27 protein-coding genes and 1 tRNA gene are annotated in these 25279 nt (G+C 67.7%); 13 read left to right on the top strand and 15 right to left on the bottom strand.

Annotated elements, in window-relative coordinates; all coding sequences use genetic code 11:
* Nucleotides 1–71: 71 nt before the first annotated feature.
* Together ACYQ5L_RS34525 and ACYQ5L_RS34520 are read right to left on the bottom strand one after the other, a co-directional pair.
* Nucleotides 72–959 (bottom strand): hypothetical protein, encoded by an 888-nt coding sequence (locus ACYQ5L_RS34525; protein WP_459962392.1) that lies wholly within the window; start codon nucleotides 957–959, stop codon nucleotides 72–74.
* Complete coding sequence (locus ACYQ5L_RS34520; RefSeq protein WP_459962391.1) at nucleotides 959–1705, bottom strand: ParA family protein; 747 nt, start codon at nucleotides 1703–1705, stop codon at nucleotides 959–961. The genes ACYQ5L_RS34525 and ACYQ5L_RS34520 overlap by 1 nt, the downstream gene beginning before the upstream one ends.
* Before the next feature lie 684 nt (nucleotides 1706–2389).
* On the opposite strand from ACYQ5L_RS34520, the gene ACYQ5L_RS34515 reads away from it, so the two are divergent.
* The gene (locus tag ACYQ5L_RS34515) at nucleotides 2390–2914 is read left to right on the top strand and encodes a C40 family peptidase (protein ID WP_459963636.1); all 525 of its coding nucleotides are present in this window, start codon (nucleotides 2390–2392) and stop codon (nucleotides 2912–2914) included.
* A gap of 13 nt (nucleotides 2915–2927) precedes the next feature.
* Here the strand turns inward: ACYQ5L_RS34515 and ACYQ5L_RS34510 are convergent, their stop codons facing one another.
* Nucleotides 2928–3563: a TetR/AcrR family transcriptional regulator gene (locus tag ACYQ5L_RS34510; RefSeq protein ID WP_459962390.1), complete on the bottom strand. Its 636-nt coding sequence runs from the start codon at nucleotides 3561–3563 to the stop codon at nucleotides 2928–2930.
* 249 nt (nucleotides 3564–3812) lie between these two features.
* On the opposite strand from ACYQ5L_RS34510, the gene ACYQ5L_RS34505 reads away from it, so the two are divergent.
* The 3 genes from ACYQ5L_RS34505 (at nucleotide 3813) to ACYQ5L_RS34495 (ending at nucleotide 6127) form a co-directional block, all read left to right on the top strand.
* Nucleotides 3813–4523: a helix-turn-helix domain-containing protein gene (locus ACYQ5L_RS34505; RefSeq protein WP_459962388.1), complete on the top strand. Its 711-nt coding sequence runs from the start codon at nucleotides 3813–3815 to the stop codon at nucleotides 4521–4523.
* A 115-nt stretch (nucleotides 4524–4638) separates the two neighbouring features.
* Nucleotides 4639–5505: an alpha/beta fold hydrolase gene (locus ACYQ5L_RS34500; protein ID WP_459962386.1), complete on the top strand. Its 867-nt coding sequence runs from the start codon at nucleotides 4639–4641 to the stop codon at nucleotides 5503–5505.
* Nucleotides 5492–6127 (top strand): TetR/AcrR family transcriptional regulator, encoded by a 636-nt coding sequence (locus tag ACYQ5L_RS34495; protein ID WP_459962385.1) that lies wholly within the window; start codon nucleotides 5492–5494, stop codon nucleotides 6125–6127. Before ACYQ5L_RS34500 ends, ACYQ5L_RS34495 begins: the two co-directional genes overlap by 14 nt.
* On the opposite strand, the gene ACYQ5L_RS34490 is transcribed toward ACYQ5L_RS34495, so the two are convergent.
* The 5 genes from ACYQ5L_RS34490 to ACYQ5L_RS34470 form a co-directional block, all read right to left on the bottom strand.
* Nucleotides 6103–6921 carry a hypothetical protein gene (locus ACYQ5L_RS34490; RefSeq protein WP_459962384.1) on the bottom strand — a complete coding sequence of 273 codons (819 nt, stop codon included), beginning with the start codon at nucleotides 6919–6921 and terminating at the stop codon, nucleotides 6103–6105. The two genes, ACYQ5L_RS34495 and ACYQ5L_RS34490, sit on opposite strands and share 25 nt — an antisense overlap.
* 63 nt (nucleotides 6922–6984) lie before the next feature.
* Nucleotides 6985–8610 carry a flavin monoamine oxidase family protein gene (locus ACYQ5L_RS34485; RefSeq protein ID WP_459962382.1) on the bottom strand — a complete coding sequence of 542 codons (1626 nt, stop codon included), beginning with the start codon at nucleotides 8608–8610 and terminating at the stop codon, nucleotides 6985–6987.
* 144 nt (nucleotides 8611–8754) lie between these two features.
* Nucleotides 8755–8976 (bottom strand): hypothetical protein, encoded by a 222-nt coding sequence (locus ACYQ5L_RS34480; RefSeq protein WP_459962381.1) that lies wholly within the window; start codon nucleotides 8974–8976, stop codon nucleotides 8755–8757.
* A 46-nt stretch (nucleotides 8977–9022) separates the two neighbouring features.
* Nucleotides 9023–9898, bottom strand: a complete 876-nt coding sequence (locus ACYQ5L_RS34475; RefSeq protein ID WP_459963635.1) for an alpha/beta fold hydrolase — start codon at nucleotides 9896–9898, stop codon at nucleotides 9023–9025.
* 79 nt (nucleotides 9899–9977) lie between these two features.
* Nucleotides 9978–10781 (bottom strand): SDR family oxidoreductase, encoded by an 804-nt coding sequence (locus ACYQ5L_RS34470; protein WP_459963634.1) that lies wholly within the window; start codon nucleotides 10779–10781, stop codon nucleotides 9978–9980.
* Nucleotides 10782–10847: 66 nt separating this feature from the next.
* Between ACYQ5L_RS34470 and ACYQ5L_RS34465 the strand changes: the two genes are divergently transcribed.
* Nucleotides 10848–11675 carry an SDR family NAD(P)-dependent oxidoreductase gene (locus tag ACYQ5L_RS34465; RefSeq protein ID WP_459962380.1) on the top strand — a complete coding sequence of 276 codons (828 nt, stop codon included), beginning with the start codon at nucleotides 10848–10850 and terminating at the stop codon, nucleotides 11673–11675.
* A gap of 16 nt (nucleotides 11676–11691) precedes the next feature.
* On the opposite strand, the gene ACYQ5L_RS34460 is transcribed toward ACYQ5L_RS34465, so the two are convergent.
* Nucleotides 11692–12681, bottom strand: coding sequence for an endonuclease/exonuclease/phosphatase family protein (locus tag ACYQ5L_RS34460; protein WP_459962379.1), 990 nt, complete (start codon nucleotides 12679–12681; stop codon nucleotides 11692–11694).
* Nucleotides 12678–13244 (bottom strand): TetR/AcrR family transcriptional regulator, encoded by a 567-nt coding sequence (locus ACYQ5L_RS34455; protein ID WP_459962378.1) that lies wholly within the window; start codon nucleotides 13242–13244, stop codon nucleotides 12678–12680. The genes ACYQ5L_RS34460 and ACYQ5L_RS34455 overlap by 4 nt, the downstream gene beginning before the upstream one ends.
* Before the next feature lie 100 nt (nucleotides 13245–13344).
* On the opposite strand from ACYQ5L_RS34455, the gene ACYQ5L_RS34450 reads away from it, so the two are divergent.
* Nucleotides 13345–13779: a DoxX family protein gene (locus ACYQ5L_RS34450; RefSeq protein ID WP_459962377.1), complete on the top strand. Its 435-nt coding sequence runs from the start codon at nucleotides 13345–13347 to the stop codon at nucleotides 13777–13779.
* A 100-nt stretch (nucleotides 13780–13879) separates the two neighbouring features.
* On the opposite strand, the gene ACYQ5L_RS34445 is transcribed toward ACYQ5L_RS34450, so the two are convergent.
* The 3 genes from ACYQ5L_RS34445 to ACYQ5L_RS34435 form a co-directional block, all read right to left on the bottom strand.
* A complete protein-coding gene (locus ACYQ5L_RS34445; RefSeq protein WP_459963633.1) occupies nucleotides 13880–14869 on the bottom strand; it encodes an alpha/beta hydrolase in 990 nt (329 codons plus the stop codon).
* 90 nt (nucleotides 14870–14959) lie between these two features.
* Complete coding sequence (locus ACYQ5L_RS34440) at nucleotides 14960–15496, bottom strand: LOG family protein (RefSeq protein WP_459962376.1); 537 nt, start codon at nucleotides 15494–15496, stop codon at nucleotides 14960–14962.
* A 233-nt stretch (nucleotides 15497–15729) separates the two neighbouring features.
* A tRNA-Ala gene (locus tag ACYQ5L_RS34435) sits at nucleotides 15730–15805 on the bottom strand.
* Between the two features lie 103 nt (nucleotides 15806–15908).
* Here ACYQ5L_RS34435 and ACYQ5L_RS34430 point away from each other — a divergent pair.
* Nucleotides 15909–16862, top strand: a complete 954-nt coding sequence (locus tag ACYQ5L_RS34430; RefSeq protein ID WP_459962375.1) for a phosphotransferase family protein — start codon at nucleotides 15909–15911, stop codon at nucleotides 16860–16862.
* On the opposite strand, the gene ACYQ5L_RS34425 is transcribed toward ACYQ5L_RS34430, so the two are convergent.
* Both ACYQ5L_RS34425 and ACYQ5L_RS34420 read right to left on the bottom strand, forming a co-directional pair.
* The gene (locus ACYQ5L_RS34425) at nucleotides 16838–17599 is read right to left on the bottom strand and encodes a TetR/AcrR family transcriptional regulator (RefSeq protein ID WP_459962374.1); all 762 of its coding nucleotides are present in this window, start codon (nucleotides 17597–17599) and stop codon (nucleotides 16838–16840) included. The two genes, ACYQ5L_RS34430 and ACYQ5L_RS34425, sit on opposite strands and share 25 nt — an antisense overlap.
* A 39-nt stretch (nucleotides 17600–17638) precedes the next feature.
* A complete protein-coding gene (locus ACYQ5L_RS34420; RefSeq protein WP_459962373.1) occupies nucleotides 17639–18355 on the bottom strand; it encodes a uracil-DNA glycosylase in 717 nt (238 codons plus the stop codon).
* A gap of 114 nt (nucleotides 18356–18469) precedes the next feature.
* Here ACYQ5L_RS34420 and ACYQ5L_RS34415 point away from each other — a divergent pair, with 114 nt between their 5' ends.
* The 6 genes from ACYQ5L_RS34415 to ACYQ5L_RS34390 all read left to right on the top strand — a co-directional run bounded on the left by ACYQ5L_RS34415 (nucleotide 18470) and on the right by ACYQ5L_RS34390 (nucleotide 25267).
* On the top strand, nucleotides 18470–19132 hold the full coding sequence (locus ACYQ5L_RS34415) for a trimeric intracellular cation channel family protein (RefSeq protein ID WP_459962372.1): 663 nt from the start codon (nucleotides 18470–18472) through the stop codon (nucleotides 19130–19132).
* Nucleotides 19133–19367: 235 nt separating this feature from the next.
* Nucleotides 19368–19811, top strand: coding sequence for a GyrI-like domain-containing protein (locus ACYQ5L_RS34410; RefSeq protein WP_459962371.1), 444 nt, complete (start codon nucleotides 19368–19370; stop codon nucleotides 19809–19811).
* A complete protein-coding gene (locus tag ACYQ5L_RS34405) occupies nucleotides 19808–20248 on the top strand; it encodes an effector binding domain-containing protein (RefSeq protein ID WP_379196468.1) in 441 nt (146 codons plus the stop codon). Before ACYQ5L_RS34410 ends, ACYQ5L_RS34405 begins: the two co-directional genes overlap by 4 nt.
* A 255-nt stretch (nucleotides 20249–20503) precedes the next feature.
* Nucleotides 20504–21244 carry a hypothetical protein gene (locus ACYQ5L_RS34400; protein WP_459962370.1) on the top strand — a complete coding sequence of 247 codons (741 nt, stop codon included), beginning with the start codon at nucleotides 20504–20506 and terminating at the stop codon, nucleotides 21242–21244.
* 2 nt (nucleotides 21245–21246) lie between these two features.
* Nucleotides 21247–23394 (top strand): Rv1355c family protein, encoded by a 2148-nt coding sequence (locus ACYQ5L_RS34395; protein ID WP_459962369.1) that lies wholly within the window; start codon nucleotides 21247–21249, stop codon nucleotides 23392–23394.
* A 67-nt stretch (nucleotides 23395–23461) separates the two neighbouring features.
* On the top strand, nucleotides 23462–25267 hold the full coding sequence (locus ACYQ5L_RS34390; RefSeq protein WP_459963632.1) for a putative bifunctional diguanylate cyclase/phosphodiesterase: 1806 nt from the start codon (nucleotides 23462–23464) through the stop codon (nucleotides 25265–25267).
* Nucleotides 25268–25279 lie beyond the last annotated feature (12 nt).

Below are 25279 nucleotides of genomic sequence, written 5' to 3'. Positions count from 1 at the left end.
AACGGCGGCTGAACGGTGCGTAAACAGCGGAAGGGCCCGGCCGTGGCCGGGCCCTTCTGGCAACCTCTGGGCTACCGCGTGGCTACGGGAATTTGCTTCTCGATGAGTTCTGCCATGGTCCGGAGTTTGGCCGCGAATTCGCGGGCGGCCGCCGGATCGTCGGTCGAACCCTTGACGACCTTCTGGGTGAGGGCGGTCAGGCGCGATTCGGCGGTGCTGAACAGATCGGGCGTGCGCGAATTCTCCTCGGGCAGGTCGCCGCGCATCCAGGACCGCAGCCGGTCCACCACATCGCCCTCGTCGTAGTCGTCCGGGAGCAGGGCCACGGCCTCCCGCAGCTTGCCCGCGGTCACCTTCACATCGGCGGCGAGGGTGGTGTAGACGGTGACCGCGGCGTCCTCACCGTAGGCGGCGGCGACCGGGAGCAGTTCCCGGATCTGTCCCTCGTTGATGGACGGCGCGATCGGATGCAGCCGGGCCGCCAGCGGCCAGGCCCGGATCAGCTTGTGCGCGTAGGAGCGCTGCATATCCCAGCGCTTCTCCACATAGTCGTCGAAGCTGGCGTGGTCGGCCCGGTAGAGCCGGCCGTCGCGCACGATCTGCAGGGCGCGCCCCGCGGTCCAGAAGGCGACCCGCAGGGCGTCGATGGAGGATTCGCAGACCTGGAGCTGTTCGAGTTCCCCGGTGCTGAGCGGTCCGTCGCCGGGTGCGGGCAGCGGCATGGTCAGCACGCTGGGCGGCGGATCGGCGGGCGCGGGCTCGACGACCGTGAGCGCCGGTGCGGATGCCGCCGCCGGTGCGGTGTTCTCGGGCTCGTCCATTCGCGTTGCGCCCGGCCGCCATTCGGCGTCCCGCAGCGGGGAGACCGGGGGAGTGTGCTCGGCCTCGTCGGCCAGCGGATTGCGCGCGGCCGCGGCGGTGCCGCCGCCGATGGAACTCTTGCGTCGCTGCGGCGGCATCAGGCGGACACCTCCACCGGAACCCGCTCGGCCAGTGCGGCATCCAGATACGGCTGGATGAGTTCATCGCCGACCTGGCGGTATTCGCCGAGATCCTCCAGGGGATTCTCGGCCCCGTCGCCGACCTCGCCGTCGGCGGCCTCCCGGTACCACTTCCAGGCGCTGACGTAGGACTCGAAGACGTCATAGCCGGCGTCTTCGAGATTGCCGCGCTGGGAACGGTATTCGGTGGAGACATTGACGCCGTTCTTCATGGTGACCGGCACCTTGGTCATGAGCACGCGCACCCGAATGGCCCGGTCGCTCGCCGCGGCGGCCTCCTCGGCGGCCCGGTAGGTACTGGGCACGCGTTTCACCTCGGACGGGCTCACGCTGGTCACCAGGACGAGCTCATCGCTCTGCGGGACGGCGGCTTTGAAGATGTCGGCGGATTCACCGCCGGCGTCGACGATGATGACGTCGTATTTCCCGGCATTGTCGGTGATGCAGTCGTTGACGTGCCGGGAGGGAAAGGCGATGAGCTCGAAGGGGACCGCGATATCCGCCTTCTGCAGTCGCCGGTACCAGGAGTAGCCGGTCTGGCTGAGCGGGTCGGCGTCGACGACCAGCACGCGCTGCTGGTGGACGGTGGCGAAATACGAGGCCAGGAAGAAGGCCGAAGTCGTCTTGCCGACGCCGCCCTTGAGATTTCCGAGAGTGACCACGAGGGGTGTGGGGAGTTCGGGCAGTGCAACGGAATTCGTCATTGATCCTCCGGGTGATGAGGAGGGCACGTGAACGCGATCAGTCTCACACGGGGGCGTCCGCGGGGCCCGGATTGCTCCGCTGTTTCGCGCGCATTTCTCCGAAATCGGCCTGTGTCCAATTGGACACATCCGTAAATGTTTACGATTCCGTTATGAATAACATGTGTGTCATTCGTTGCAGGCCATGCAAAACGGGCGTTCCATGCAACGTGGATCTGCTGGGAGTACCGAGATGTTCGTGATTGATGAACGGAAACCGAAGAGCTTCACGCTGAATCGGAGGACCGCATCATGGAAAGCATCGGTGACAGACAGTCGGTTCGTCTTCTTCCGCGACTGAGCTGGAAGAGCCTGGTGACAGGCTTGCTCGGCACAGCGGCCGTCGGTGCGGCGCTGGTGTTCACCGCAGGTGAAGCCGAGGCCGAGCCGGTGACCGTTCCGGGTATCGGTCAATTCGACATTCCCGAGGGAATCGAATTCCGTCCCGTGACGATTCCGGGCGTCGGTAATTTCGAGTTGCCGCAGCTGGTTTCGATCACGGAACCGGCCGCGCCCGCGCCCGAAACCCTTTCCGTCACCCCCGGAGAATCGATTCCCGCCGGCGCCCCGGAAATCATGCCGAGCGCGACAGCGGATTTCGAGACCGCGCCCGGAACGATTCCCGTCGCGGCCATGCCCGAATCGATGCCCGCTCCCCGCACGGATTCGGCTCCGACTTCCGTCCCCGCTCCCGCGGCTCCGGAATTCCGCTCGGTGACCATCGAGGGCCTCGGTGTTTTCGCGGTGCCGAACAGCCTGCCCCCGCTGACCGGAATTCCGGGCGTCACCGATGCCGCCACCATCGCGCCGGCTCCGGTCGCGCCGAAGACGACCGGCGAGCGCGCGGTCGAGGCGGCCTACTCCAAACTCGGCGCCGGTTACAGCTCCGGCGCGGTCGGCCCCGATTCCTTCGACTGCTCCGGCTTCGTGCAGTGGTCCTACGCACAGGCCGGTGTGAACCTGCCGCGCACCAGCTACTCGCAGCTGGATGCCGGAACCCCGGTCTCGATGGACGAACTGCAGCCGGGCGATCTGGTCTCCTTCTACGGCGGCGGCCACTCGGCGCTCTATGTCGGCGACGGCCAGGTCATTCACGCCACCACCTATGGCTCGGGTGTGAAGGTCTCGCCGATCGAGAACATGCCGGTGACCGGAGCCCGCAGGTTCTGAGGACGAGCGGTGGTCACCGCGGGTTCGAGCCGGACGCGCGGACCGCGACATCCTGGGTGAGCATTCCGACGAGCATGGCGATGATGTTGTCCTGCACCTCGATTCGCTCGGCCGCGGAGTCGAAGCGCTGGCGCTCGTAGTCGGCGAGCAGGGCGAACATGGCGGTGCTCATGGCGGTGAGACGGTAGCGGCGCAGTGCGGGCGGCAGGGGCGGCATGCTCCGGTAGATGCGGTCTATGAGGGTCAGCGTGGCCGGCCAGACCGTCTTGTCGTGCAGGTTGCGGATGCCGACTGCCGGATGGGTGCGGGCCTGCTCCAGGAAGCGCGCGTAGTGCGTGGAACCCGCGGCGTACGGGATATCGAACAGCGGGCCGATGAGCATGCCGACGAGGACGTCGACGGAATCCGGTGCGCCGGAACCCTCGTGGGCGGCGAGCAGGGCGGTGCGGCGGTTCTCCAGCGCCGGTTGATGGCGTTCGATGATGGCGGCGATGAGCCCGTCCCGATTGCCGAAGTGGTAGTGCACCGCGGAGTTGTTGCGTTGTCCGGCGGCGACGGCGATATCGCGCAGGGCGACATCGGGTCCGTGTTCGGCGATGGCCCGTTCACCGGCCAGCAGCAGGAGTTCCCGGGCGTCAGGGCTGGTCACCCGGGAACTATAGCGCTGCCCGGCGGAGCGGCCCCATTGTTCGAGGTGCGGCGAACGCTACGTTGCGTTCGCAAGCTCGAAGAAGCCGCATTGCGTTTAAAATCCGTTGACTAGCAACAGGATTCGTAACACTGCCGGGGCGATTATCGCGCAGCCTAGTACAGGCGGGTTGATGCTGTGTTGCAATAAACGAAGCGGTTGCGTCGATTCGGGCCGCACGCGGGTGCCGAGACGGAGGAGGGGTGCCGCATGCCGGGTGGAAGACTCACGCCCGATGATCGCCGGCTGATCGCCACGGGTTTGTCGCAGGGGCTCGGATACGCGGAGATCGCCCGTCAGCTGGGCCGTCCCACCTCCACCATCAGCCGCGAGGTGAGCCGCAACGGCGGCCCCGGCCGCTATCGCGCGGACCTCGCGCACGCCGCCACCGTGGTGCGCTCGCGGCGGCGGGCGCCCCGGGTCAAGCGTATCGAAAAGCCCGCCGACGCAGATAAATTCGGCCGCAGCCCGGAAGTCGTCGCCGAATTCAGCGCGCAGCTCGGGGAATTGTTCACCCAGACGGGCATGCCCAAGATGGCGGCCATGGTGCTGGCGCGCATCTACGCCGCCGATTCCGGCAGCGTCACCGCCGCGGATCTGGTGCGGCACTTGCGGGTCAGTCCCGCGACCGTTTCCGCGGCCGTCGGCTATCTGGAGGGCCGGGAGCTGATTCATCGTGAACGAGACGCCGGCACCCGCCGAGACCGCTACTTCATCGACGAATTCGCTTGGTACAGAACAACTCTCGCTGTCGCAAAGGCGAATGAACTGCTGGCGGCGAAGGCGCGGGAGGGCGCGGCTTCGCTGGGCGCCGATACGCCGGCCGGTACCAGGCTGCTCGGCATGGGGGAGTACCTGGAGAAGGTCGGCCTCGACATGATCCGGTCCGCGGAACGCTGGCGGCCGCAACTCGGTGGATGACCCGCCCGCTCGCGGGCTTGCTTCTCCGCTCCGCTTGTCTTGCGGCGAACGGTTATTTACATACATACGGTATGTATGTAAAGGTGGTCGGGTACCTCCGGCATTGGAGCAACTAATGGCAACAAGCACCGCACTCGGCCGCGTCCACGAAGTCGATCTTCCGGGCGGCCGCATCAGGTACCACGACACCGGGGAGGGCCCGCCCGTCGTCTTCGTGCACGGCCTCCTCGTCAACGCCGATCTGTGGCGCAAGGTCGTTCCGGGCATCGCCGCGGCGGGCCACCGCTGCATCGCTCCGGACTGGCCGCTCGGATCGCACGAAATCCCCGTCCCCACCGCCGATCTCACGCCGACCGGCCTCGCCGACCTGATCGCCGCCTTCCTGGAGCGACTGGATCTGCGCGATGTCACGCTCATCGCCAACGACACCGGCGGCGCGATCACCCAGGTATTGCTGACCCGCGACCGATCCCGCATCGGCCGGGTCGTGCTGGCCTCGGTGGACAGCTACGAGGGCTTCCTGCCACAGCCCTTCACGGCGCTGCCGCTGCTGGCCCGCATTCCGGGATCCATTCGCCCGCTGACCGAGGCGCTGCGCCTCCGCGCCCTGCACCGGCTGCCCCTGGCCTTCGGCTGGATCGTCAAGCGCACTCCGCCGCCGGAGATCGTCGACTCCTACCTGCTGCCCAGCCGCAGGTCCGGCGCCATCCGCAAGGACCTGCGCCGGGGGCTGAAGACCCTGCACCGCCGCTACACCCTGGAGGCCGCACGGCATTTCGGCGAGGTGGACATCCCGGTGCTGCTGGCCTGGGCGCGTGAGGACAAGGTCTTCCCGGTGTCCTTCGCCGAGCGCTTGGCCGAGGATCTGCCCAACGCCACCCTGACCCTCATCGACGATTCCTACACCTTCCTCCCGGAAGACCAGCCCGAGTTGCTCACCAGCGCGATCCTGGAGTTCACTCGGCTGCATGCCACGTCGTAGCCAAGAGGATCGCTCGCGCGCCACCCGTGCCGCGCTCGAGGCAGCCGGTCGCCGGCTGTTCACCGAGCGCGGCTTCGCGAGCACTTCGGCGCAGGACCTGGTGGCGGCGGCCGGGGTGACCCGCGGCGCGCTGCACCATCACTACGGCGATAAGCGCGGCCTGTTCCTGGCGGTACTGGAGGAGATCGAACTCGAATCCACCGCCGAGATCGAGAAGGCCATCACCGCGGTCGATTCCGAGGACGTCCTCGGCGGCATGGCCGCGGGCATCGCGCTGTTCATGGAGATCTGCACCCGCCCCGACATGCTGCGCATCGTTCTGGCCGACGCCGTCTCGGTGCTGGGCTGGGAAGCCTGGCGCGAATTCGAACTCCGCCACGGCCTGGGCCTCATCACCGCCCAACTCGAGCGCGCCCGCGACGCCGGCCTGATCAATGACGCCCCCATCGCCATGCTCGCGCAACTGCTGCTCAGCGCGGTCAGCGAAGCCGCCCTGATCGTCGCCCACGCCGAGGACCCCGAGGCCGCGAAACAGCAAGCGCTGCAATCGCTCCTGCTGCTGCTCGCGGGCATCGTGCGTACCCGGCCCGAGACGGATCAGGAGGTCAGCGGCAGTTCGTAGTTCTCGAATCGCCCGGCGAGGGTGAGGCCGCTGAGTTCCAGAGCGGTGCGGGCGGTTTCGTCGTCGAATTCGATGACGGTCAGCAACCGGACGCCGGGAGCCTGGCGGCGCAGCTCGGTGACGAGGGCGCCGAACAGGGCCGCGAGCACGGCCGGGTCGATATCGGCCGGGTGGGAGAGGGCTTCGCCGATATTGACGTAGGCGTCGCTGTCCATGATGGCGGCGCTGATGCCGGCGCTGTGGGTGTCGACGGTCAGCTCGATGGGCGCGGTCTCCGGCCCGTCGCCGGTGTCGGCCAGGGTGCTGACCGGTTCGAGGGGCGGAAGATTGTGCGGCGCTTGCCAATCGGCGGGGGCGGCGGTCCAGGTGCGGGCGTATTCGGCGGCGGTCCGCGCGCCGAGTGCGACGGCGGCCTGGCCTTCGGGGCCGGTGTTCTGGCCCTCCCAGCGCAGCACCGTATAGCCCTCGGTGCGGGCGTAATCGGCGCACTGCTCGATGAGCTTGCCGATGACGGCCGTCTCCTCGGCGGTGGCGGGGGCCATATCGTAGTAGCCCGCCACCATGGCCCGGATGATCCGCGGCGCGTACGCGGCCTGCACCCAGGCGGCCGTGGGCGAGGTGGCGTGCACTTCGGCGAAGCCGAGCAGTTCCCCGTCGCGCCGGGCGCAGACGGCGCCCAGCATGTCCGGGTCCGGATCGTCGATGCCGTCGGCCGTCGCATAGCCGGGCATGAGTTCCTCGGCATAGCAGTTGCCCGCCTCGGAGCCGTAGGTCCACTGGAATTCGATGGCCACCCCTGGACTCTAGACAGGTGATTGCCTCGCGGTAGCGGTTCCGGCGGCCCGGCGCGCCGTGTTTCAGATCGCGCGCACGCCCAGATCGCGGCAGGCGCGGGCGGCGCTCTCCAGCGCTCCCTCGATCCAGGCGCGGCCGCGGGTGGAGGTGCCGTCGCCGGCGAAGGCGAGGCGGCCGTCCATTTCCGTGGTGCGGGTGTCGGGTCCGATCTCGACGGCCTGGCCGGGCAGATAGACCGCGGCCTCGCCGTCGGCCCAGCGGTCGGAAGCCCAGGAGTGCGAGGCGAATCCACCGGTCCAGGTCTCGCGCACGCGCGGGCCGTGCACGTCGGCGAGATGGTCGAGGCATTCGGCGGCGCGTTCGGCGGGTTGCAGCGCATCCCAGGCGCGGGCGTCGTCGGACCAGGTGTAGGAGGCGATGACCACACCGCCCGCGCCCTCGGGATGGGAGGGGTACACGGTCAGCCGGGTCGGCGCGTCGGTGACATCGGTGCCGCCGTGGCCGGGCCACCAGCGTTCGGAGAACTCGAGGAAGGTCTTGGTCGCGGCGTCGTAGTGCAGTTCGGCGATGGCGCGCCGCTTGCCGTAGGAGAGCGCGGGTTCGAACGACATGTGCCGCAGCAGCGTGAACGGCGCGGTCACCAGCACCCGATCGGCGTCGACGGTCACATCGTCGGGACCGTAGGTGACGCGCATGCGGTGGCCGCGGCCGTCGATGGTGGTCACCTCCGCGCCGGTCAGGATCTCCGCGCCCGCGGCGCGCGCGGCGTCGGCCAGGGCATTGGTCAAAACCTCTGTGCCGCCGACGATTTCGACGAGTTCGGTATTCGGCGCGAGGTTGTACGCGGTCATCAGGTTGTGCGTCATGCTCAGCCCCATGCGGGCGGTGAGCCCCTCGGTGGAGCCCACATAGTCCAGGTGCGCCTCCGAATGCCCTTGTCCGAGCAGCCATTCCCGCAGCGACATCTCGTCGTAGCGGGCCAGGTAGTCCGCCCATTCGTCCACCCCGGCCCCGGGGCCCACACCCGTCCCGGTGAGTGCGTCGTCCAGGATGACCCGGCCGCGCTGCGGCTCGATGCCGAACAGGTCGGTAATGGGCTGGGGATCCTTGTCGTATTCGGTTCTGGTCACCGATACGTGGCCGACGGTGACCCGCCGCTCCGCATTGTGCATGAGGAACGGGCGGGTGGCGACGCCGAGCTTGTCCAGCACGCCGGTCACCAGGGTGTGCGAGGAGGGTATGCGCATGGCCCCGGCCTCGCCGTGCCCGCCGGTGCGGGCGAAGGGCTCGCGCAGGGTGCGGATGCGGCCGCCCACCCGGTCCGAGCCTTCCAGCACCCGCACCCGATGGCCGGCGCGCGCCATGACCCAGGCCGCGGCCAATCCGGCCACCCCCGCGCCCACGATGACGACCTCGCCGGCGTTGGGCTGATGCCGCGGTCCGGCTCCGGTCAGCAGTTTCTGGTACCGCGCCCGCAGATTGCGGCCGTCGTCGTCCACGCCGACGATGTCCTGGGCGACCAGCCGGGCGCGGTCCCGCTTGTAGGCGGGCGCCTCGGTCGCTGTGGTCGGTACCTCGTGCTGCCGATCGGTGACGAACGCGCCGCCTGCCGCGCCCAGTGCCACGCCCATCGTGCCGATGGCGGCCATGCGCAATACGTCCCGCCTGGTGCGGGTGTCGTCGCCCACGAATGCAACTCCTCGGACGGAGGAACACGAATTTGCTGTTAGTTTGCAGCAAATCGGGGGCGGATGGGTTCATTGCGCACCGGGGAGTCTTCCGCGGCGGGTGCGAACGGGACCGCGCCCGGCAATGCGGATCCGGAGGCGTCGTCAGGCCGGCGTGATTCCGGGAAATCGACGGTGCAGGCGCTCGACATAGCGGCGCACCGCGGAGAGTTCGGCAGTGAGGGCACGGCGCGCATCGGCGGTGGGCGCCGTCTGAATTCTCCGCGTGAGCGCGGCAATGTGTCTTTCCAGTTCCCCCAGAAAGATCCGGGCCTGCGCTAACTCCGGATCCTCCGGGTTGTCGTGCATATCGCCGAAGTATTCCACGCGCCCGCCTCTCCTGCTGTCCGAATGGTTTACCGCCATACGGAATTCACGGGGCGTGCCGGCGCAGGAACGCGTGCGCCGCCGCGAATACCGCCTGCGGCGCTTCGAGCTGCGGCCAGTGGCCGATATTGTCCAGGCTCACGATGTCCGGGCCGGGCACGAGTTCGCGGTAACGCGCCGCCATATGCGCCCCCGAATTGGGGTCCATCGGGCCGTTGATCAGGCGCATGGGAACGGTATTGCGCACCAATGGTTCTCCCCAGCGTTCGCGATAGGTCTTGCGTTCGGCATTGAAGCGGCCGACCCGGTGATTGACGAATCGGCCGTTGCCGGAGAACAGGACGTCGAGCAGGGGTCGCATCTCCTCGCCGGTGGGTTTGGTGTCCGGGCCGAACATCTCCCGGACCGCGGCGGCCGCGACGGGACGCGGGGTGAGCGGGCCGAGGACATCGCCGAGGGGAGACTCGAGAATGCGCTGCGCCGGCCGGGGCCGGTAGACCTCGATGAACAGGCCGCCATTGAGGAATACCACCGCATCGATGCCCGGGGATCGCGCCGGATCGGCCAGGCGGCGGGCCAGCATTTCCTGCGTGACGCTCACCCCGAGATCGTGGGCGAGCAGCAGCGTGTGCTCGACGCCCAGGTGCCGCAGCAGCGCCTCGTGCATATCGGCGTGCTCGAACACGCTGTAGCGATGCCGGATGGGTTTGTCGGAGAAGCCCATTCCGAGCATGTCCGGGGCGATCACTTCGTAATGCGCGGTCAGATCACCCCAGATGCGGTGCCAATCATAGGAGTTGAACGGATAGCCGTGCACCAGCAGCAAGGCCGGGCCGCTGCCTTCGCGGCGGTAGAAGATGCGATGGCCGCCGTGGTCGAAGCAGCTGCCGCGCGCCCGCCACTGGGCGAGTTCGGGTCTCATCATCGATCTCCCAACGCCGTGCCGCTGTCTCGATCCTGCCTCATCCGCGGTGCCTGTGCGACGACAATCGTGCCGTCGTTCAGCGCTTCAAGCCCATCGACGCGGCAATGATGCGTTCCATGACCGAACGCGGCAGCAGGCGGCGCACCGCGAACAGCACCGGGGCATTGCTGCCGACCGCGTATAGCGGTTGCGGGCGCTCGGCCTCGATCGCCTTGCGGATGGTCGCCCCGACCTTCGCCGGGGTGATGCCCTTGGCCTGCTGCTCATCGAGTTTGGCCATGAAGCGGGTGAATTCGCCCAGGTGCGGGGAGTCCTCGCCCACGTATTTGGTGCGGCGCTCGCGCAGGCCGGAATCGACCTGGCCGGGTTCGACGGTGGTGATCCAGACGCCGAACGGGGACTCCTCGAAACGCGCCGAGGTGGCGAAGGCGCGCAGTGCGGCCTTGGTGGCGACATAGGACGAGCGGTAGGGCATGGGGAAGCTGCCCAGCATGGAGCCGACCATGACGACCCGCCCGTAGCCGCGTTCGCGCATCCCCGGCAGCACCGCGCCGGTGAGCGCGACCGGGCCGAGGACATTGAGCCGGAACAGCCGCTCGACGGCCTCGGCGGGCAATTCCGCCAGCGGACCCGCCTGGCTCTCACCGGCATTGTTGACCAGGACGTCGACCGGTCCGAGCCCGGCGGCGAACGCGTCGATCGAGGCGGCGTCGGTCAGATCGAGTGCGCGGTAGTCGACGCCCGGGATGCGATCGGACTCGGCGATGGCTTCCGGTTTCCGGCTGGTGCCGATCACCCGGTAGCCGTGGCTCGCCAGCTCCGCGGCGGTGGCCTTGCCGATTCCGGATGATGCGCCGGTGACGACGGCGATACGGGCCATGAGAGCTCTCTCCTCGTGGTCGGTGTAGTTCACTGGATGGGTACTTCCTCTGAAAGGAACTCTCCCATGGGAACTCTCGATGGCAAGGTCGCCATTGTCTCCGGGTCCGGTCGCGGCATCGGCCGGGAGATCGCGCTGAAACTGGCCTCCGAAGGCGCGTCGGTGGTGGTCAACGATATGGACGCCGATCCGGCCAAGGACACCCTCGCCGCCATCGAAACCGCGGGCGGGCGGGCGGTTTCGTGCATCGGCAGCGTCACCGAGGAGGGCTTCGCCGAGCGCTTCGTGCAGACGGCCGTCGATGAGTTCGGCGGGCTCGACATCATTGTGAACAATGCCGGCTACACCTGGGATTCGGTCATTCAGAAGATGACCGACGAGCAGTGGGACGCCATTCTCGACGTGCATCTCAAGGCGCCGTTCCGGATTCTGCGCGCCGCCCAGCCGGTCATCTCCGCGGCGGTGAAGCGGGCCCGGGAGGCGGGGGAGCCGGTGCCGTGCCGCAAGGTCGTCAACATCTCCTCGCTGGCCGGCACGGGAGGCAATGCGGGACAGGCGAACTACTCCGCGGCGAAGGCGGGCGTCCTCGGGCTCACCAGGGCCCTGACCAAGGAGTGGGGCCGCTACAACGTGACGGTGAACGCGGTGGCCTACGGCATGATCCGGACCCGGTTGACCGAGGCGCCCGCCGGTGGCAGCACCATCGACGTGCAGGGCAAGGAGATCAAGGTCGGCGTCAATCCGAACCTGCTCGCCGCCATGGAGCAGATGATCCCGCTCGGCCGCGCAGGCACGCCCGCGGACGCAGCCGGGGCCGTCTACCTGTTCTGCATCCCGGAATCCGACTACATCAGCGGGCAGACGCTGATCTGCGGCGGCGGCTTCAACCTCTGATCCGGACCCGGCCGGCTCACTGCCGCGCGTCGTGCAGCCGCACCTCGGCCACCAGGGCGCGGTGGTCGGCGCCGGGCATGGGCACCGTTTCGACGGCGGTCGCACGCCCCTGGGCGACGAGGATGTGGTCGATGCCGACCAGCGGCGGGAACCGCTTGTCCGTCGGATAGGTCACCAGATGCCCGGCTCCCGCCTGCTCGGCGGCATCGCCGAACCGCCCGGACAGCATCCGGCGGAACTGGGCATGGTCGTAGGTGGCATTGAAATCGCCGCCGGCGATGGCGGGCCGATCCGCGGGGGCCTGTTCGAGAATCCGGTGCAGGCGGGACAATTCGTCGTTCCAGACCTCGGTGCCGTAGACCGGCGGCACCGGGTGGAAGGCGTACACCGTGACCGGGCCCGCGCCCGGAACGGTGGCGGTCGCCGAAAGCTGGTTCAGCACATATCCGTCGTATTCGACGGTGTCGGACAGCGGATAGCTGCTCCAGATGCCGGTGCCCGTCGCGGTGCGGCCCGGTGCGAGATACCGGTGGGGCAGCAGCTGATCGAGCCCCGCCCGCCCGAGGTCCTCGATCGCGGCCGGAGTGAGTTCGTTGACGGTGAGCAGGGTGACCTTCCGCTCGCGCACCTCGTCGACCAGGACCCGCGGATCCGCCCCGTCGAACAGCAGATTGGCCTGCATCACCGTCACCGCGACGCCGTCCGCGCTCCCGCGATCGACGTAGAGCGGCGCCTGGGTCCATACGCCGAGGCCGAGCGCCAGCACCGCGACGCCCGCGCCGAGCCACTGCCGCAGTCCCGCGAACGCGACCGCGCCGACCAGCGCGCCGATCAGCAGATAGGGCGTCATCGAGGCCGCCAGCACCAGCGGTTCGGCCGACGACCGGCTGAAATGCAGTGCGACCCCGATGAGCCCGGCCGCCGTCGCCGTTCCCGCGAGCACGCCGGCTCCGGCCCGAACCACCTTCGACTTCATGATCACCAGCTTGTCAGCAGCCGCCGTCACTGGAAATCGATGGTGGCGACCATGCGGCGGGCCAGGGCTTCCGGGGTGTCGTCGGCCAGGCTGGAGCCGACGAGCGCGCCCTCGTGCCAGAGCGAGGCGAAGCCGTGCACCAGCGACCACGCCGCGAGCTGGGCGTCGCGGTGGCGCCGGGGCGTGTCATCGGGGCGCAGGGTGGTGATGCCGTCGCGCAGGGCGGCGCCGGAGCGCTCGCGCGCGGCCGTCAGCTCCGGATTGTCGGCGTGCAGGAGCTCGCGGCGGAACATCACCTCGAAATGGCCCGGATAGTGCAGGGCGAAGGAGATATAGGCGACGGCCACCTCGCGGAAGTCGCCGGCGGCGGCCTCCAATCGCGTTGCCAGCAGGCCGAATCCGTCGACGGCCAGGGCGGTCAGCAGTCCGGCGCGGTCGCCGAAGTGGTGGGCGGGGGCGGCGTGCGAGACGCCGGCGCGCCGCGCCAGGCCGCGCAGCGAGAGGGTGTCCACGCCTTCGGTGGCTATCTGGTCGGCGGCGGCCGCGAGGATGGTCGCCCGTAGATCTCCGTGGTGGTAGCCGGTTTTCGCCATGGGTCGATACTGATTGAAAATCTTGTCATTGACAAGTTCCGTACCACGGGCCTAATCTAGCCACTGTCAAGATAGAGCGTTTCACCGCAGGGAGTTTCCGATGCAACCGCTGGTCGTACTCGTCGTCGTCACCGGAGTCACCAGGCTGATCGGTCTGCTGGCCGATATCGCGTGGCTGGATTCCTGGGCGCATGCCGCGCAGCTCGGGCTGGCGGCCATGTTCCTGCTCACCGCCACGGCGCACTTTCAGCAGCCGCGCCGCAGCGGGCTGATCGCCATGGTTCCGCCGCGGTTCCCCAATCCGGGCGCATGGGTCACGCTGACCGGGGTGCTGGAGGTGGCGGGCGCGATCGGGCTGCTGGTGCCGCTGGCGCCCAAGCTGGCCGCGGCCTGCTTGCTGGCGCTGCTGGTGATCATGTTCCCGGCCAATGTCCGCGCCTACCGGGTGGGTGGCATCAAGACCATGCCGCTGCCTTTGCGGGCGGTGGTGCAGGTGGTCTTCATCGGCGCCTGCGTGCTCGTCATCGCGGGCTGAAAGCGTTGGCGCGCATCGTCTTGGAAGAACGCACATGGTCATGAAAGAAGCGGCTCCCGGCCAGATGTGCTGGCCGGGAGCCGCTTCGCGTTGTTCGGTCTCAGTGCGCGCCGAGCGCGTCGAGGATCATCGGGCGCGACTTCGCGAGCGCCTGTCCCCAGTACGGCCAGGTGTGCGTGCCGTTGCCGATCTCGATGCGGGCGGGAATTCCCAGTGCCGCTACGCGATTGGCGAAGATCTGGGCGGCGGTCTGCGTCATGGCCTCCAGGGCCATGGCGTTGAGGGTATTGCCGAGCCCATTGGTCAGATCGGGCATGCCCGGCACGCCGTTGCCGGACCAGAGGTAGATCGGCAGCCCGCGCAGCAATTCGGCTTGCAGGGTGGCGTCATTGCGCGTCCAGGCGGGGTCGCCGACCGGGCCCCACATATCGTCCACATTGAAATTGCCCTCGTCCCGCATGGCGGCGCGCATGCCCTCGTTCCAGGCCGGGAAGGTCGGGTTCACATAACCCGAGAAGGATCCGGCGAAACGGAACTGATCGCGATGGTGGCCCGCCAGGATGAGCGCGGCATTGCCGCCCATGGACGCCCCGACAATGCCGTTGTTGGTGCGCGAAACACCGTATCCGGCCAGGAAGTCCGGCAATTCCCGGGTGAGGAAGGTCTCCCACATGTACTTCGTGGTCTGGCCATTGGTGCTGCTGGGCCGGTACCAGTCGCTGTAGAAGCTGGAGCGCCCGCCGACCGGGAACACCAAGGTCACATTGTCGCCCGCGAACTGGCGCAGCGCATCGGTATCGGAAACCCATTGACTGTGATCGTTCGGCGCCCGCAGCCCGTCGAGCACGTACAGCGCCGCGCTCCCGCCCCGGGACGCCCACTGCACCTGGACCTTGATCGGCCCCATGCTGGACGGCACCCAGAGTTCCTCGAATCCGCCCGCCGGCGCCTGCTTCACGGGGCCGTGAACCGGCGCCGCGGTCGCCACCGCCGCCCCGATTCCGGACACCAGCGCCGCCGCCGCGACGACGGCAACGCCCTTACGCAACCACCGACCGATGACCCGCCGGTTTCCGAACCGCGCACCGATTTCCACCCGAATACCTCCTCCGTACCCGAGTAAGTTACCGAAGCCGTTCCAATTCCGCTGTGGCTCATGCCAAGTTGGCGCATTTGCGCGCTATTGTGCGGTTGCGCGCTCCAGGTAGGCGATCGCCTCGGCCCCGTCATCGGCGAACCGCACCAACTCGGCGAGCGGCCGCGGCAGGAATCCCTCCGCCTCCATTCGCTCGAGTTGCTCGCGCAGCCCGTCGTAGAACCCCGCGGTATTCAGCAATACGACCGGTTTGTCATGCAGCCCATGCTTCTTCAATTCCAGAATCTCGGTGGCCTCGTCCAGCGTCCCGGTCCCGCCCACCATGATCACCACCGCATCGGCGTGCGCGAGCAGCAGCGCCTTCCGCTCGGCCAGATCACCGGCGATGACCATCTCATCGGCCCGCGCCCGCGCCTTGTGCCGCAAGAACTCCACCGACACCCCCACCAGCCGGCCGCCGGCCTCCTGCACCCCATCGGCCACCAGCTTCATCAGCCCGACATCCGACCCGCCCCACACCAGCGTGTGCCCGCCCTTGCCGATCAACTCGGCGAATTCCCGTGCGGGAGCGGTGTATCGCTCATCGAGTTCCGCAGCGGACAAGAAGACGCAGATATTCACCCGGCAACTGTAGCCATCCACCGTCCCGCCCAGACCTCGATGCGCGGATCCGCGACCGCGGAGCAGCAGTGCGACAACATGTTCCGCAGATTCAGTGGTCGTGATCGAGGGCGGGCACAGCGCACCGAAGCCGGTCGGCTGGCGGGCAGCCGCGCCGCGAGGTCCCCGCGACGCGCTCTCCTGCTGGTCGGGCTAAACAAAGATCCCCAGGCCGTCGGCCTGGGGATCTTTGGTGGTGGAGCTAAGGGGAATCGAACCCCTGACCTCTTCGATGCGAACGAAGCGCGCTACCAACTGCGCTATAGCCCCGTGCTGGTCGTTTCCGGCCTGCGTTGGAAGACTCTAGCAGGTGGCTGGGCGGGAGACCGAATCGGCTGGTCGACGGGGGTTTTTCTAGGATGATCGGGTGGATATGACTGCGCATTCGGAGATCGTCGGGGATTGGGCGGAGCGGGTGGCGGGGATGCTGGCCGGGTCGCCGCGGCCGGAGTTGGCATCGGGGCGGGTGCGGGTGCTGGGGGAGGGGATGGACAGTGTGGCGGTGCTGGTCACGGTGGGGGTGGAGGAGTTCGTGGTGCGGATGCCGAAGGGGGCGGACGGGGCGGAGGGGATCGCGCGGGAGGCGCGGTTGCTGCCGGAGCTGGCGGGGCGGGTGTCGCTGGAGATTCCGCGGTTCGCCTTCCTGGCGGAGAACCCGATCGGGCCGGGGGAGTGCTGTGTTTATCCGGCGGTGCCGGGGGAGTCGGTGGGGGAGGCGGAGTGGCGGGATCGGGGGCTGCTCGAGCAGGAGGAGACGGCGCGGGCCATTGCCGGGTTCATGGGGGAGGTGCACGCGTTTCCGGTGGAGCGGGCGCGGGAGCTGGGGGTGGCGGAGCGCGATATGCGGGAGGAGTACGCGGAGGATCTGGAGCTGATTCGGGCGCAGGTGGTTCCGCTGCTGCCCACGACGGAGGCACGGGAGCTGCTGGCGCGGTGGGAGGGATATCTGGGGGAGGACGCCAACTTCGAGTACGCGCCGACGCTCATCCACGCGGATATCAGCCTGGATCATCTGCTGCTGACCGGGGATCGGATCAGCGGGGTGATCGACTTCGGGGATGCGCAGATCGGGGATCCGGACTACGACCTGTGCTATCTGTGGCCCGCGGCGGGAGCGGAATTCGTCCGGCGCGTACAGGAGTACCGGGGACGGGAGCTGGACGACCGGCTGGCGGCGAAGCTGAGTTTCTGGGCGGCAACGGATTCGGCCGTCGATGTGCTGCACGCGATCGACCACGATATGCCGGAATTCCGGGATGTCAGCGTGCGGCGGGTGTGCGAGGCGCTGGCGCGGTTCGGCGGTCAGGGTGCGATGGGCTCGCTGTAGGCCTCGACGACGTGCAGGAACAGGTCGGTGCGATGGGCGCTGACGGCGGGGTCGTCGGGTTCCAGCAGGCATTGGGTCGCGGTGCCGTCGTGGACGGCGATCAGGGCGCGGCCCATGGCGCCGGGATCGGGGACGCGGCGGCCGGTGCGTTCCAGCAGGGTCACCGCGACCGGCATGAGGGCATTGCGGATGGCGTCCTCACGGGCCACCATCATCCGGCGTAGGTCCGGATTGCGTAAGGCGTGCGCGGTGAACTCGTAGGTGATGCGAAACCACTTGTCGTCCACCGGGACCGCGCTGAGCAGGTATTCCACCGCCTGCCGCGGATCGCCGATATCGATATCGGCGTCGAGGAAGGCGGTCACCCCCTCCAGCAGTTGCGCCGAGCGCTGCTCCCACATGGCGAGGAACAACTCCTCCAGGGAGCTGAAGTTCGAATAGAACGCCCCGCGCGTGAATCCGGCGCGATCGCAGATCTGCTCGACAGTGGTGCGGCCCAGCCCGTCCTCGGCGAAGGCGTCGAAGGCGGCGTCCAGCAGGCGCTGACGGGTGTCGGCGCGGCGGCGCTTGGCGCGGGCGGGCGCGCCCGGTTCGTTCGCGCCCGCTTCCGGCCCCGCGGCGGCGCCGGTCGCGGGTTCGGTACCGGCCGCGCCGGATTCCGGCTGATCGGTTCGTGCAGCGGCAGCCGCGCTCCGGGAGCCGACGCTGCCGTGTGTGGTGTTATCGGCCCTGCTCACGACCGCATCGTAGCGGGTGGCGCGCGGCGGGCGTCCGGCTCATCGCGGGGGCAGACCCGCGGCCCGGGCCGCATCGCCCAGGACCGCCTCGAGCATGGCGGGGGTGAGGCGGCCGGTGAAAGTGTTCTGCTGACTGGGGTGATACGAGCCGAAAAGGTGCAGTTCGCCGCGCCCGGGCGCGACCGGATCCAGCGGGTACCGCACCCCGTGCCCGAACTTGGGCCGCGGTTTCGGTACCCGCCAACCGGATTCGGTCAGTGCCGGCATGAGCGCCTGCCAGCCCCACGCACCCAGCACGACGATCGACCGGAGGGTGGGCGCCAGCAGGGCGAGCTCGATATCGAGCCAGCGGCGGCAGGTATCGCGTTCGAGGGGAGTGGGTTTGTTGTCCGGCGGGGCGCAGTGCACGGGCGCGGTGACGCGGGCGCCGAGGAAGCGCAGGCCGTCGTCGCGGTGCCGGCTGGTGGGCTGATTGGCGAGGCCCACCGCGTGCATGGCCGCGATCAGCACATCGGCGGCGCGGTCGCCGGTGAACATCCGCCCGGTGCGATTGCCGCCGTGCGCCGCCGGGGCGAGCCCCACCACCAGCAATCGGGCATCCTCGGGACCGAATCCGGGAACCGGTTTGCCCCAGTAATTTTCATCACGAAACGCCGCCCGCTTCTCGCGCGCTACCTGTTCCCGCCAGGCGACCAGTCGCGGGCAGGCGCGGCAGGCGGCAATATCCCCGTCCAGCTGGGCAATTGTGCGGCACACGAAGTGACTCAACCATATCGGCGCCCCGACCGGCCTCCGATTGCCCGGCGTGGCGACCGGGCATACTGAGCGCCGGTAGCTGAGTGTTTGCGACTGCGAAGGGAAGCGGCCCCCATGAGTAACCTCGTCGAGCTCGGCACCGCCGTCGACGCCGCCCAGCAAGTCGGAAATATGGTGGGCGTGTTCGCATTCGGCGCGTCCGGCGCGCTGCTCGCGGTGCGGCGCGGATTCGACGTGGTGGGCATTGCCGTGCTGTCGATCTGCACCGCCACCGGCGGCGGCATCATGCGCGACCTCGTCATCGGGCGCATCCCGCCGGCGGCGTTCGTGCAGCTGAGCTACGCGATCACCGCGCTGCTGGCCGGGGCGCTCATCTTCTTCTGGCATCCGCCACGACGGCTGGTGCGCACGCCGCTGCTGGTGGCCGATGCCATCGGTCTCGGCATCTTCTGCGTGACCGGTACCGTCACCGCCTTCCAGCACGGGCTCTCCGCCACCTCCGCCGCGGCCCTGGGCGTGGTCACGGCGGTCGGCGGCGGCGTGGTGCGCGATGTGCTCGCGGGCGTGACGCCCAGCGTGCTCAGCGATGGCGAGCTGTACGCGGTACCGGCCCTGCTGGGCTCGGTGGTCACCGCGCTGCTGCTGCACTACGGCCAGTACACGTTCTGGACAGGAGGTCTGGCGGGCGCGGGTGCGGTGGGGCTGCGCCTGCTGGCGCTGTGGCGGCACTGGCGCGCCCCGCTGGCCCGGCCGCACCGCCGCCGCGATTCGGTGTAGCGGCTCCACGCGAGCGGCCATGTCGTTCGCAGCGCCCAGCCACCCGGCTCCCAGTGCCTCCACTGCGACGCGTCAGCTCGCCGGCAGCCGGCGCGCAGACTCCCCGCAGCGCGTGTGCAGCGCCGAGCGGAACGACCTGAGTCGTGTCGCGGGGTGTCGCGAAGTGCGGTTGATAGCATGGCGAAGGTTGGCCGACGGGCTGTGCGTTCCACAACCTCCGAGAGAGTTCCTACCCATGCAGTTTGAGATCGTCGAGCGAGACGAGACGTGGGTTGCCGGGCTGCCGGTACGCAGCCCGAAACGAGCCCTCGGGGAACTGCGCGACCACGATCTGGAAGTGGCCTGGGCCGCCGTGCTGCATCAGGAGCTGGGTGGGCCGCTGGCCTCCGCCTACACCGACTATGCGGCCGAACTGGGCACCTACAACACCCAGATCGTCGGCTACCAGTGCGCCTCCTTCGACGCGGTCACCCGCGGCCACGTGGTGGCCCGCCTGCCGCGCGGCACCTACGCCCGATTCTCCTCGGTCGGCAACTTCCCCCAGGTCATGACCGATCTGTGGACCCAGATCGCCTTCGCGGAGGAGCACAAGCAGATCAAGCGCACCTACACCGGCGATTTCGAGACCTACCCGCACGCCTACAAGATCGACCTGTACCTGGCTGTAGAGGCCCCATGACCTACTCGATAGTGGTGCGCCCCGGCGGCGTGTACGGCGGCCTCGTCGTCCCCCGCGTCCGCCCGTCCTTCAAGGTGAGCAACAGCGAGCTCATCGAGTTCCTGCGCGACCGCCTGCGCGACCGCAACAGCAGCGCAGCCGACCGCCCACTGGCCACCGTGTACGTCCCCGACCCGGCCGGCAACTACAACGTGCTCGTCTCCTACGAATACCGCGAGCCCGAGGACGCACCCGTTGGAGACGTCCTGATCCGGGTACCCAAGGGCGTATACGCCCGCTTCCGTCCCAACGGCGACTACCACGACCCGGCCGAGGACGTGTGGGCGCAGGTCGACGACGCGACGGCCTCCGCGGAGATCACGCGGGCCTATCGCGAGGAGATCGAGATCTGGTCCGGACCGGCCGATCTGGAACTCTTCATCTCCATCCTGGTGTGATAGCTGACAGTTAGCTAATCGAAAACCAACCAGTCTTGTGGTTGCAATTCATGACTGATAGCAATGGTTTGACCTGGGGCAGTTTCCGGACGGGCATACGGGTTTCGGGACATTTGCCAGATGCCTAGACAATTTCCGTCGCCTGACGGATACTCCCCTAGGTGCCCATGCCAGGCACGGTCGATACATGGCCGTATCGAGTTGGGAACGGCGTTAGCGGCGTGAAGTCAGCGCGGTAGTGAAGTGGGAAACCTTATGGCAATCGAACCGATAGCGCTCGTCCCGGCGGAAGGCCCTGGTGACGGCATGCTCCGATTTCAGGATCCGCGAACCGGATGCACGTTCCTGGTGGGATCACCGGAGGCTGATCCGCGCCTGTGGCGGCAGTGCATGGATGGTGCGCTGGAGGTTTACCGTCGCTACGGATCCGAGGACGCCCTCGAATACGACGCGGTGATCGACGGCCGCTCGACCACCCTCTTCGGCGTGGCGATGGATTCGAGCGGAAGGGTTGTCGCAGGTGTGCGGGCGGAGGGTCCGCACAAGCACGTCGAACAAGTGCACGCGGTTATGAGCTGGGCCGGGTTGCCCGGTGATGCGGCATTCCGGCGCATGGTCGCCGACCAGATTCCAGATGGTGTGATCGAGTGCAAGGCAGGCTGGACGGCCAGGGATGCGGAACATCGTGGCGCCTTGGCGGATTGGGTCGCGCGCTGCATTGTCCACAGTATGGCGTTGCTCGGCGTGCGGTACGCGGTCGGCGTTGCGCCTCAGCACGCACTCAAGTGCTACCGCAGTAGTGGTGCGAATGTCGCTTGGTGGATACCGGCGTCGTCGTATCCGGATGATCGTTACCGCACGGTTCCGGTGTGGTGGGACATGCAGACCTATAAGTCTGTCGCCACGGATTTGCAAGTGCGCCTGATAGAGGCCGAATTGTCCGAGCTTACAGCCAGTGGCACTCTCGACTGGTCTCGGAGTGAGGGACTGGCGTAGTTATGGGTCACGGCAATGTTCCGGTCGGCGAGTACCAACCACTGCTGCTCGATGAGCGCCATCCCGATGATGTCGAGCGGCTGGCGGAATTGTGGTCCGATCCATCGATCGAATTTTCCGATTTGCGCGATTCGCTGCGTGCTGAATTCGCGGGTCTCGTATCAGCGCCGGAATTATCCGAGGGACACGAATCCGACCGTTGGGTGTACTACCCGTGGCGACGTGCTGTTGTGGCCCTACCTGGGCCGCAGCTGCTGCGTGCCGTCCGGCTCGACCGCAATCGTAACAATCTCACCCGCGACGAGCAGGAAACCCTTGCGAAGCAGACTATCGGAATCGTCGGACAGAGTGTAGGGCACGCTGCGGCGTACACCCTTGCGCTGGAGGGGATTTGCGGCGGTCTGCGACTCGCGGATTTCGATACCATCGAGCTGACGAATCTGAATCGAGTCTCGGGCACGCTGTTCGACCTCGGCGTCAACAAGGCCGTCGTTGCCGCCCGCCGGATTGCCGAGCTCGATCCGTATCTTCCGGTGGAGGTTTTCGGCGACGGCATCAATGACTCGAATATCGATGAGTTCCTTGCTGGGCTTTCGATCGTCGTGGAGGAATGCGACTCGCTCGATATCAAGCTCGCGGTTCGCGAGGGCGCTCGCCGCCACCGGCTTCCGGTCCTGATGCAGTCCAATGATCGCGGATTGCTGGATGTGGAGCGATTCGATCAGGAACCTGACCGCCTGCCATTCCACGGATTGCTCGGCGACACCCGCGCGGCCGACCTGCGCGGGCTGTCAACCCGCGACAAGGCGCCTTTTGTCATTCGGATCCTGGACGGCCGGAACTTGTCCGGCAAATTGGCGGCCAGCATGGTGGAAATCGGCGAGACCTTGAACAGCTGGCCACAGCTCGGCGGAGACGTTCAGCTCGGTGGCGCCATCATCGCAACGGCCGTTCGCCGCATCGGGTTGTGTGAGAAATTGCCGTCCGGGCGTACCCGGGTGGACGTGGACCGTTGTCTCGACGATATCGCCGAGCCGCCTCTCGGCAGCGAGATGGTATGGCTGGAAGAAGCGGTCGACGAATCCGAGCCGGCCACTCCGATGGAGGCTCTACTCGAATGCGCTCAGCGCGCGCCCTCCGGGGGTAATACCCAGCCGTGGATGCTGACCGCAGGCACCGACGTTGTCACGATTTCTATTGCGCCCGAGCGCTCTTCGATCGTGGATATCGGCTATCGCGGGAGCGCGCTGGCTGTGGGGGCCGCACTGTACAACGCGCGTGCCGCAGCTGCCGCCATGGACATGCTGGGCGACAGTAGCGTGTACTCGGATGGCCCTGGCGGGCTCACAGCCACGCTGCGGATCGGTTCCGACTCCGATCCGGAATTGGCCCGCGACTATCCAGCGTTGCTCACCAGACACACCAACCGGCGTCCCGGGACCGGAGCGCCGGTGCCCGAAGCCGTCCTGGAGTCCCTTGGCGGTGTTGCCGCGGCTGCGGGTGCAGGGCTGCGGTGCCTGACGAGCCGCGGCGAAATCGACAGTCTGGCACTGCTGCTCGCGGAGTCCGACCAGGCGCGATATCTGACGCCGCGTCTACACGAGGAGATGTTCGCCGAACTTCGATGGCCAGGTGACGATCTGCGGACCGGCTTGGATCTACGCACGTTGGACTTGGCTGCCGATGAAATGGCCAAACTCGAGATCGGCCGCCGCGCCGACGTCATGGATCTGGTACGCGATTGGTCGGGTGGAATCGCGCTGGGCGACTCGATCCGTGATCGGGTGCGAACCAGCTCGGCGGTAGCGGTGGTGACTTTTCCAGCGCCGGCGCTGGACGGTTCCACCGAGTTGGTTGCTTACGCGCGGGCCGGCGAGGCAATGCAGCGCGTATGGATCGAGGCCGAGCGGCAGGGGCTTGCGGTGCAGCCCGTTTCACCGTTGTTTCTGTACGCTCGACGCCCCGATGAACTACATACTGTTTCCCCGGAGTTCGCCGATACACTAACGTCACTTCAGGGACGCTTCCTGGACCTGTTGGGAGTGCCTGGGCACGAGACAGTGGCAGTGGTGCTCCGCTTCAGTTATGCAGCGGAGGTCACGGTTCGGAGCAGGCGACTTCCGATACCGGACGCGAACACCCGCGGCTAGTGCGATCGGAGATAAGGTGCCTCGGCGAACGCTCGACTCACTGGTGACCCAGGTCGCCTCGGAGTTGATGGCGGTCGACGCCACAACTATGGCGTCGACGAGTGAACGGGTGCTGTCCTGGCTGGTCGAGCATTTCGACGTCGATTTCAGCTTCCTGCGCTACACCGATCGGGAAGAACGCGCTTCGATACTGATCGCGGAGTGGCCGCCGCGGCCGGTAGCCGTCGATCCGGACCCGTTGCGAGTGGCGTATTTCGACAAGACCAACTCGGTATTCGCGCGACTGGAGCACGTCACCGAGCCGATGATCGTTCCGCGTAGCCCCGATTACCCCGACTATCAGCAGTACATTCAGGACGCTACTGGGTTCTCCGAAGTCTCTGCGGCATGCGTTCCCTTGGTCTCGCGCGACGTGTCGACCGGTGTGCTGGGCTTCATCAAGGTCGGTGACCGCGAGTGGAGCACTCGGGAAATCAACGTGCTCAAAGCTATCGCGGCGCTGTTCGCCCAGCTGCAGGCGCGCGTGGAGGCCGAGGAGCGGCTGCGCTACATCGCCATGCATGACGATTTGACCGGGCTATCCAACCGCCGAGCGTTGCTCGAGCACATGGAAGAACGACTCAGACCGGGCAATCCGGGACCGGTAGCGGCCTTCTTCCTGGATTTGGACCGGCTCAAGGCGCTCAACGACTTCCTCGGTCACACGGCCGGGGACAACTTCATTCGTAAGCTGGCCGCGCGACTGCGTGAGCACTTGGAGCCCGGAGACATGATCGCCCGGTTGGGTGGGGACGAATTCGTCATTGTCCCGGCGAAGCCGATGGATTCCGCTGCCGCCGATGCGGAGGCCAACCGGATTCAGGCGCTCGTCGCCCGGCGGGTCACCGTGGGCGGGGAGACGGTGAGTCGTGGGGCGAGTGTCGGCGTGGCGCTGGGGATTCCGGGGGAGACCACGGTGGCGGAGGTGCTGCGGCGGGCCGATCATGCGCTGTTGTCGGCGAAGTCCAGTGGCGGCAATGGGGTGGCGGTGTTCACCGATGCCATGCGGGCGCAGTTCGAACTGCAGGACGATGTGGAGTTGAACCTGCGGGGGGCGGTTTCGGACGGGTCGTTGTTGCTGCATTACCAGCCGGAAGTGGATTTGCGGACCGGGCGGGTGGTCGCGCTCGAGGCGCTGGTGCGGTGGCAGCATCCGACGCGCGGGCTGTTGCCGCCCGGGGCGTTCGTGGGGGTCGCCGAGGCTACCAATTTGGCGGGGGAGTTGGGGCGGTGGGTGATTCGGTCGGCGTGTGAGCAGTTCGCGCAGTGGCGGCGGCGGGGGCTGGCGTCGAATGTGGTCATCCGGATCAATGTGTCGCCGGTGCAGTTGGTGAGCCTGGACTTCGTGGAGACCATGGAGGGGGTGCTGCGGCGGTTCGGGATCGACGGGTCGTCGGTGTGCCTGGAGATCACCGAGCATGTGGTGGTGCAGGATCTGGCGCGTACGCAGGTGACCTTGCGGGGGCTCAAGCGGATGGGGGTGCAGATCGCCATCGACGACTTCGGAACCGGGTATTCGTCGCTGTCGCATCTGAAGGCGCTGCCGGTGGACGCGGTGAAGATCGACCGTGGGTTCGTGCAGCGGCTGGGCGCCAGTGCGGATGATCTCGCGATTGTGAAATCCATTGTGGGGCTGGCGGGTTCGTTCGGGCTGGGCGTGGTGGGGGAAGGCGTGGAGACGACCGTGGCGGCGCGCACGCTGGTGGCGCTGGGCTGTTATCGCGCGCAGGGGTTCCTGATCGCGCGGCCCATGCCCGCCGAGGAGGTGGAGGCGCATCTGGCGGCCGGGCGGATCGCCCTGGACCTGGACCTACCCGGTTCGGGCCGGCCCTGATCGCGCGGGGTT

Source organism: Nocardia sp. IFM 10818 (assembly GCF_054655275.1).
This window is presented reverse-complemented; position numbering and strand designations above follow the sequence as displayed.

Coding starts and splice junctions, on each gene's coding strand:
- ACYQ5L_RS34525 (WP_459962392.1), bottom strand. CDS start 959: ATGCCGCCGCAGCGACGCAAGAGTTCCATCGGCGGCGGCACCGCCGCG.
- ACYQ5L_RS34520 (WP_459962391.1), bottom strand. CDS start 1,705: ATGACGAATTCCGTTGCACTGCCCGAACTCCCCACACCCCTCGTGGTC.
- ACYQ5L_RS34515 (WP_459963636.1), top strand. CDS start 2,390: ATGCCCGCTCCCCGCACGGATTCGGCTCCGACTTCCGTCCCCGCTCCC.
- ACYQ5L_RS34505 (WP_459962388.1), top strand. CDS start 3,813: ATGCCGGGTGGAAGACTCACGCCCGATGATCGCCGGCTGATCGCCACG.
- ACYQ5L_RS34500 (WP_459962386.1), top strand. CDS start 4,639: ATGGCAACAAGCACCGCACTCGGCCGCGTCCACGAAGTCGATCTTCCG.
- ACYQ5L_RS34495 (WP_459962385.1), top strand. CDS start 5,492: ATGCCACGTCGTAGCCAAGAGGATCGCTCGCGCGCCACCCGTGCCGCG.
- ACYQ5L_RS34475 (WP_459963635.1), bottom strand. CDS start 9,898: ATGAGACCCGAACTCGCCCAGTGGCGGGCGCGCGGCAGCTGCTTCGAC.
- ACYQ5L_RS34470 (WP_459963634.1), bottom strand. CDS start 10,781: ATGGCCCGTATCGCCGTCGTCACCGGCGCATCATCCGGAATCGGCAAG.
- ACYQ5L_RS34465 (WP_459962380.1), top strand. CDS start 10,848: ATGGGAACTCTCGATGGCAAGGTCGCCATTGTCTCCGGGTCCGGTCGC.
- ACYQ5L_RS34455 (WP_459962378.1), bottom strand. CDS start 13,244: ATGGCGAAAACCGGCTACCACCACGGAGATCTACGGGCGACCATCCTC.
- ACYQ5L_RS34450 (WP_459962377.1), top strand. CDS start 13,345: ATGCAACCGCTGGTCGTACTCGTCGTCGTCACCGGAGTCACCAGGCTG.
- ACYQ5L_RS34430 (WP_459962375.1), top strand. CDS start 15,909: ATGACTGCGCATTCGGAGATCGTCGGGGATTGGGCGGAGCGGGTGGCG.
- ACYQ5L_RS34415 (WP_459962372.1), top strand. CDS start 18,470: ATGAGTAACCTCGTCGAGCTCGGCACCGCCGTCGACGCCGCCCAGCAA.
- ACYQ5L_RS34410 (WP_459962371.1), top strand. CDS start 19,368: ATGCAGTTTGAGATCGTCGAGCGAGACGAGACGTGGGTTGCCGGGCTG.
- ACYQ5L_RS34405 (WP_379196468.1), top strand. CDS start 19,808: ATGACCTACTCGATAGTGGTGCGCCCCGGCGGCGTGTACGGCGGCCTC.
- ACYQ5L_RS34400 (WP_459962370.1), top strand. CDS start 20,504: ATGGCAATCGAACCGATAGCGCTCGTCCCGGCGGAAGGCCCTGGTGAC.
- ACYQ5L_RS34395 (WP_459962369.1), top strand. CDS start 21,247: ATGGGTCACGGCAATGTTCCGGTCGGCGAGTACCAACCACTGCTGCTC.
- ACYQ5L_RS34390 (WP_459963632.1), top strand. CDS start 23,462: ATGGCGGTCGACGCCACAACTATGGCGTCGACGAGTGAACGGGTGCTG.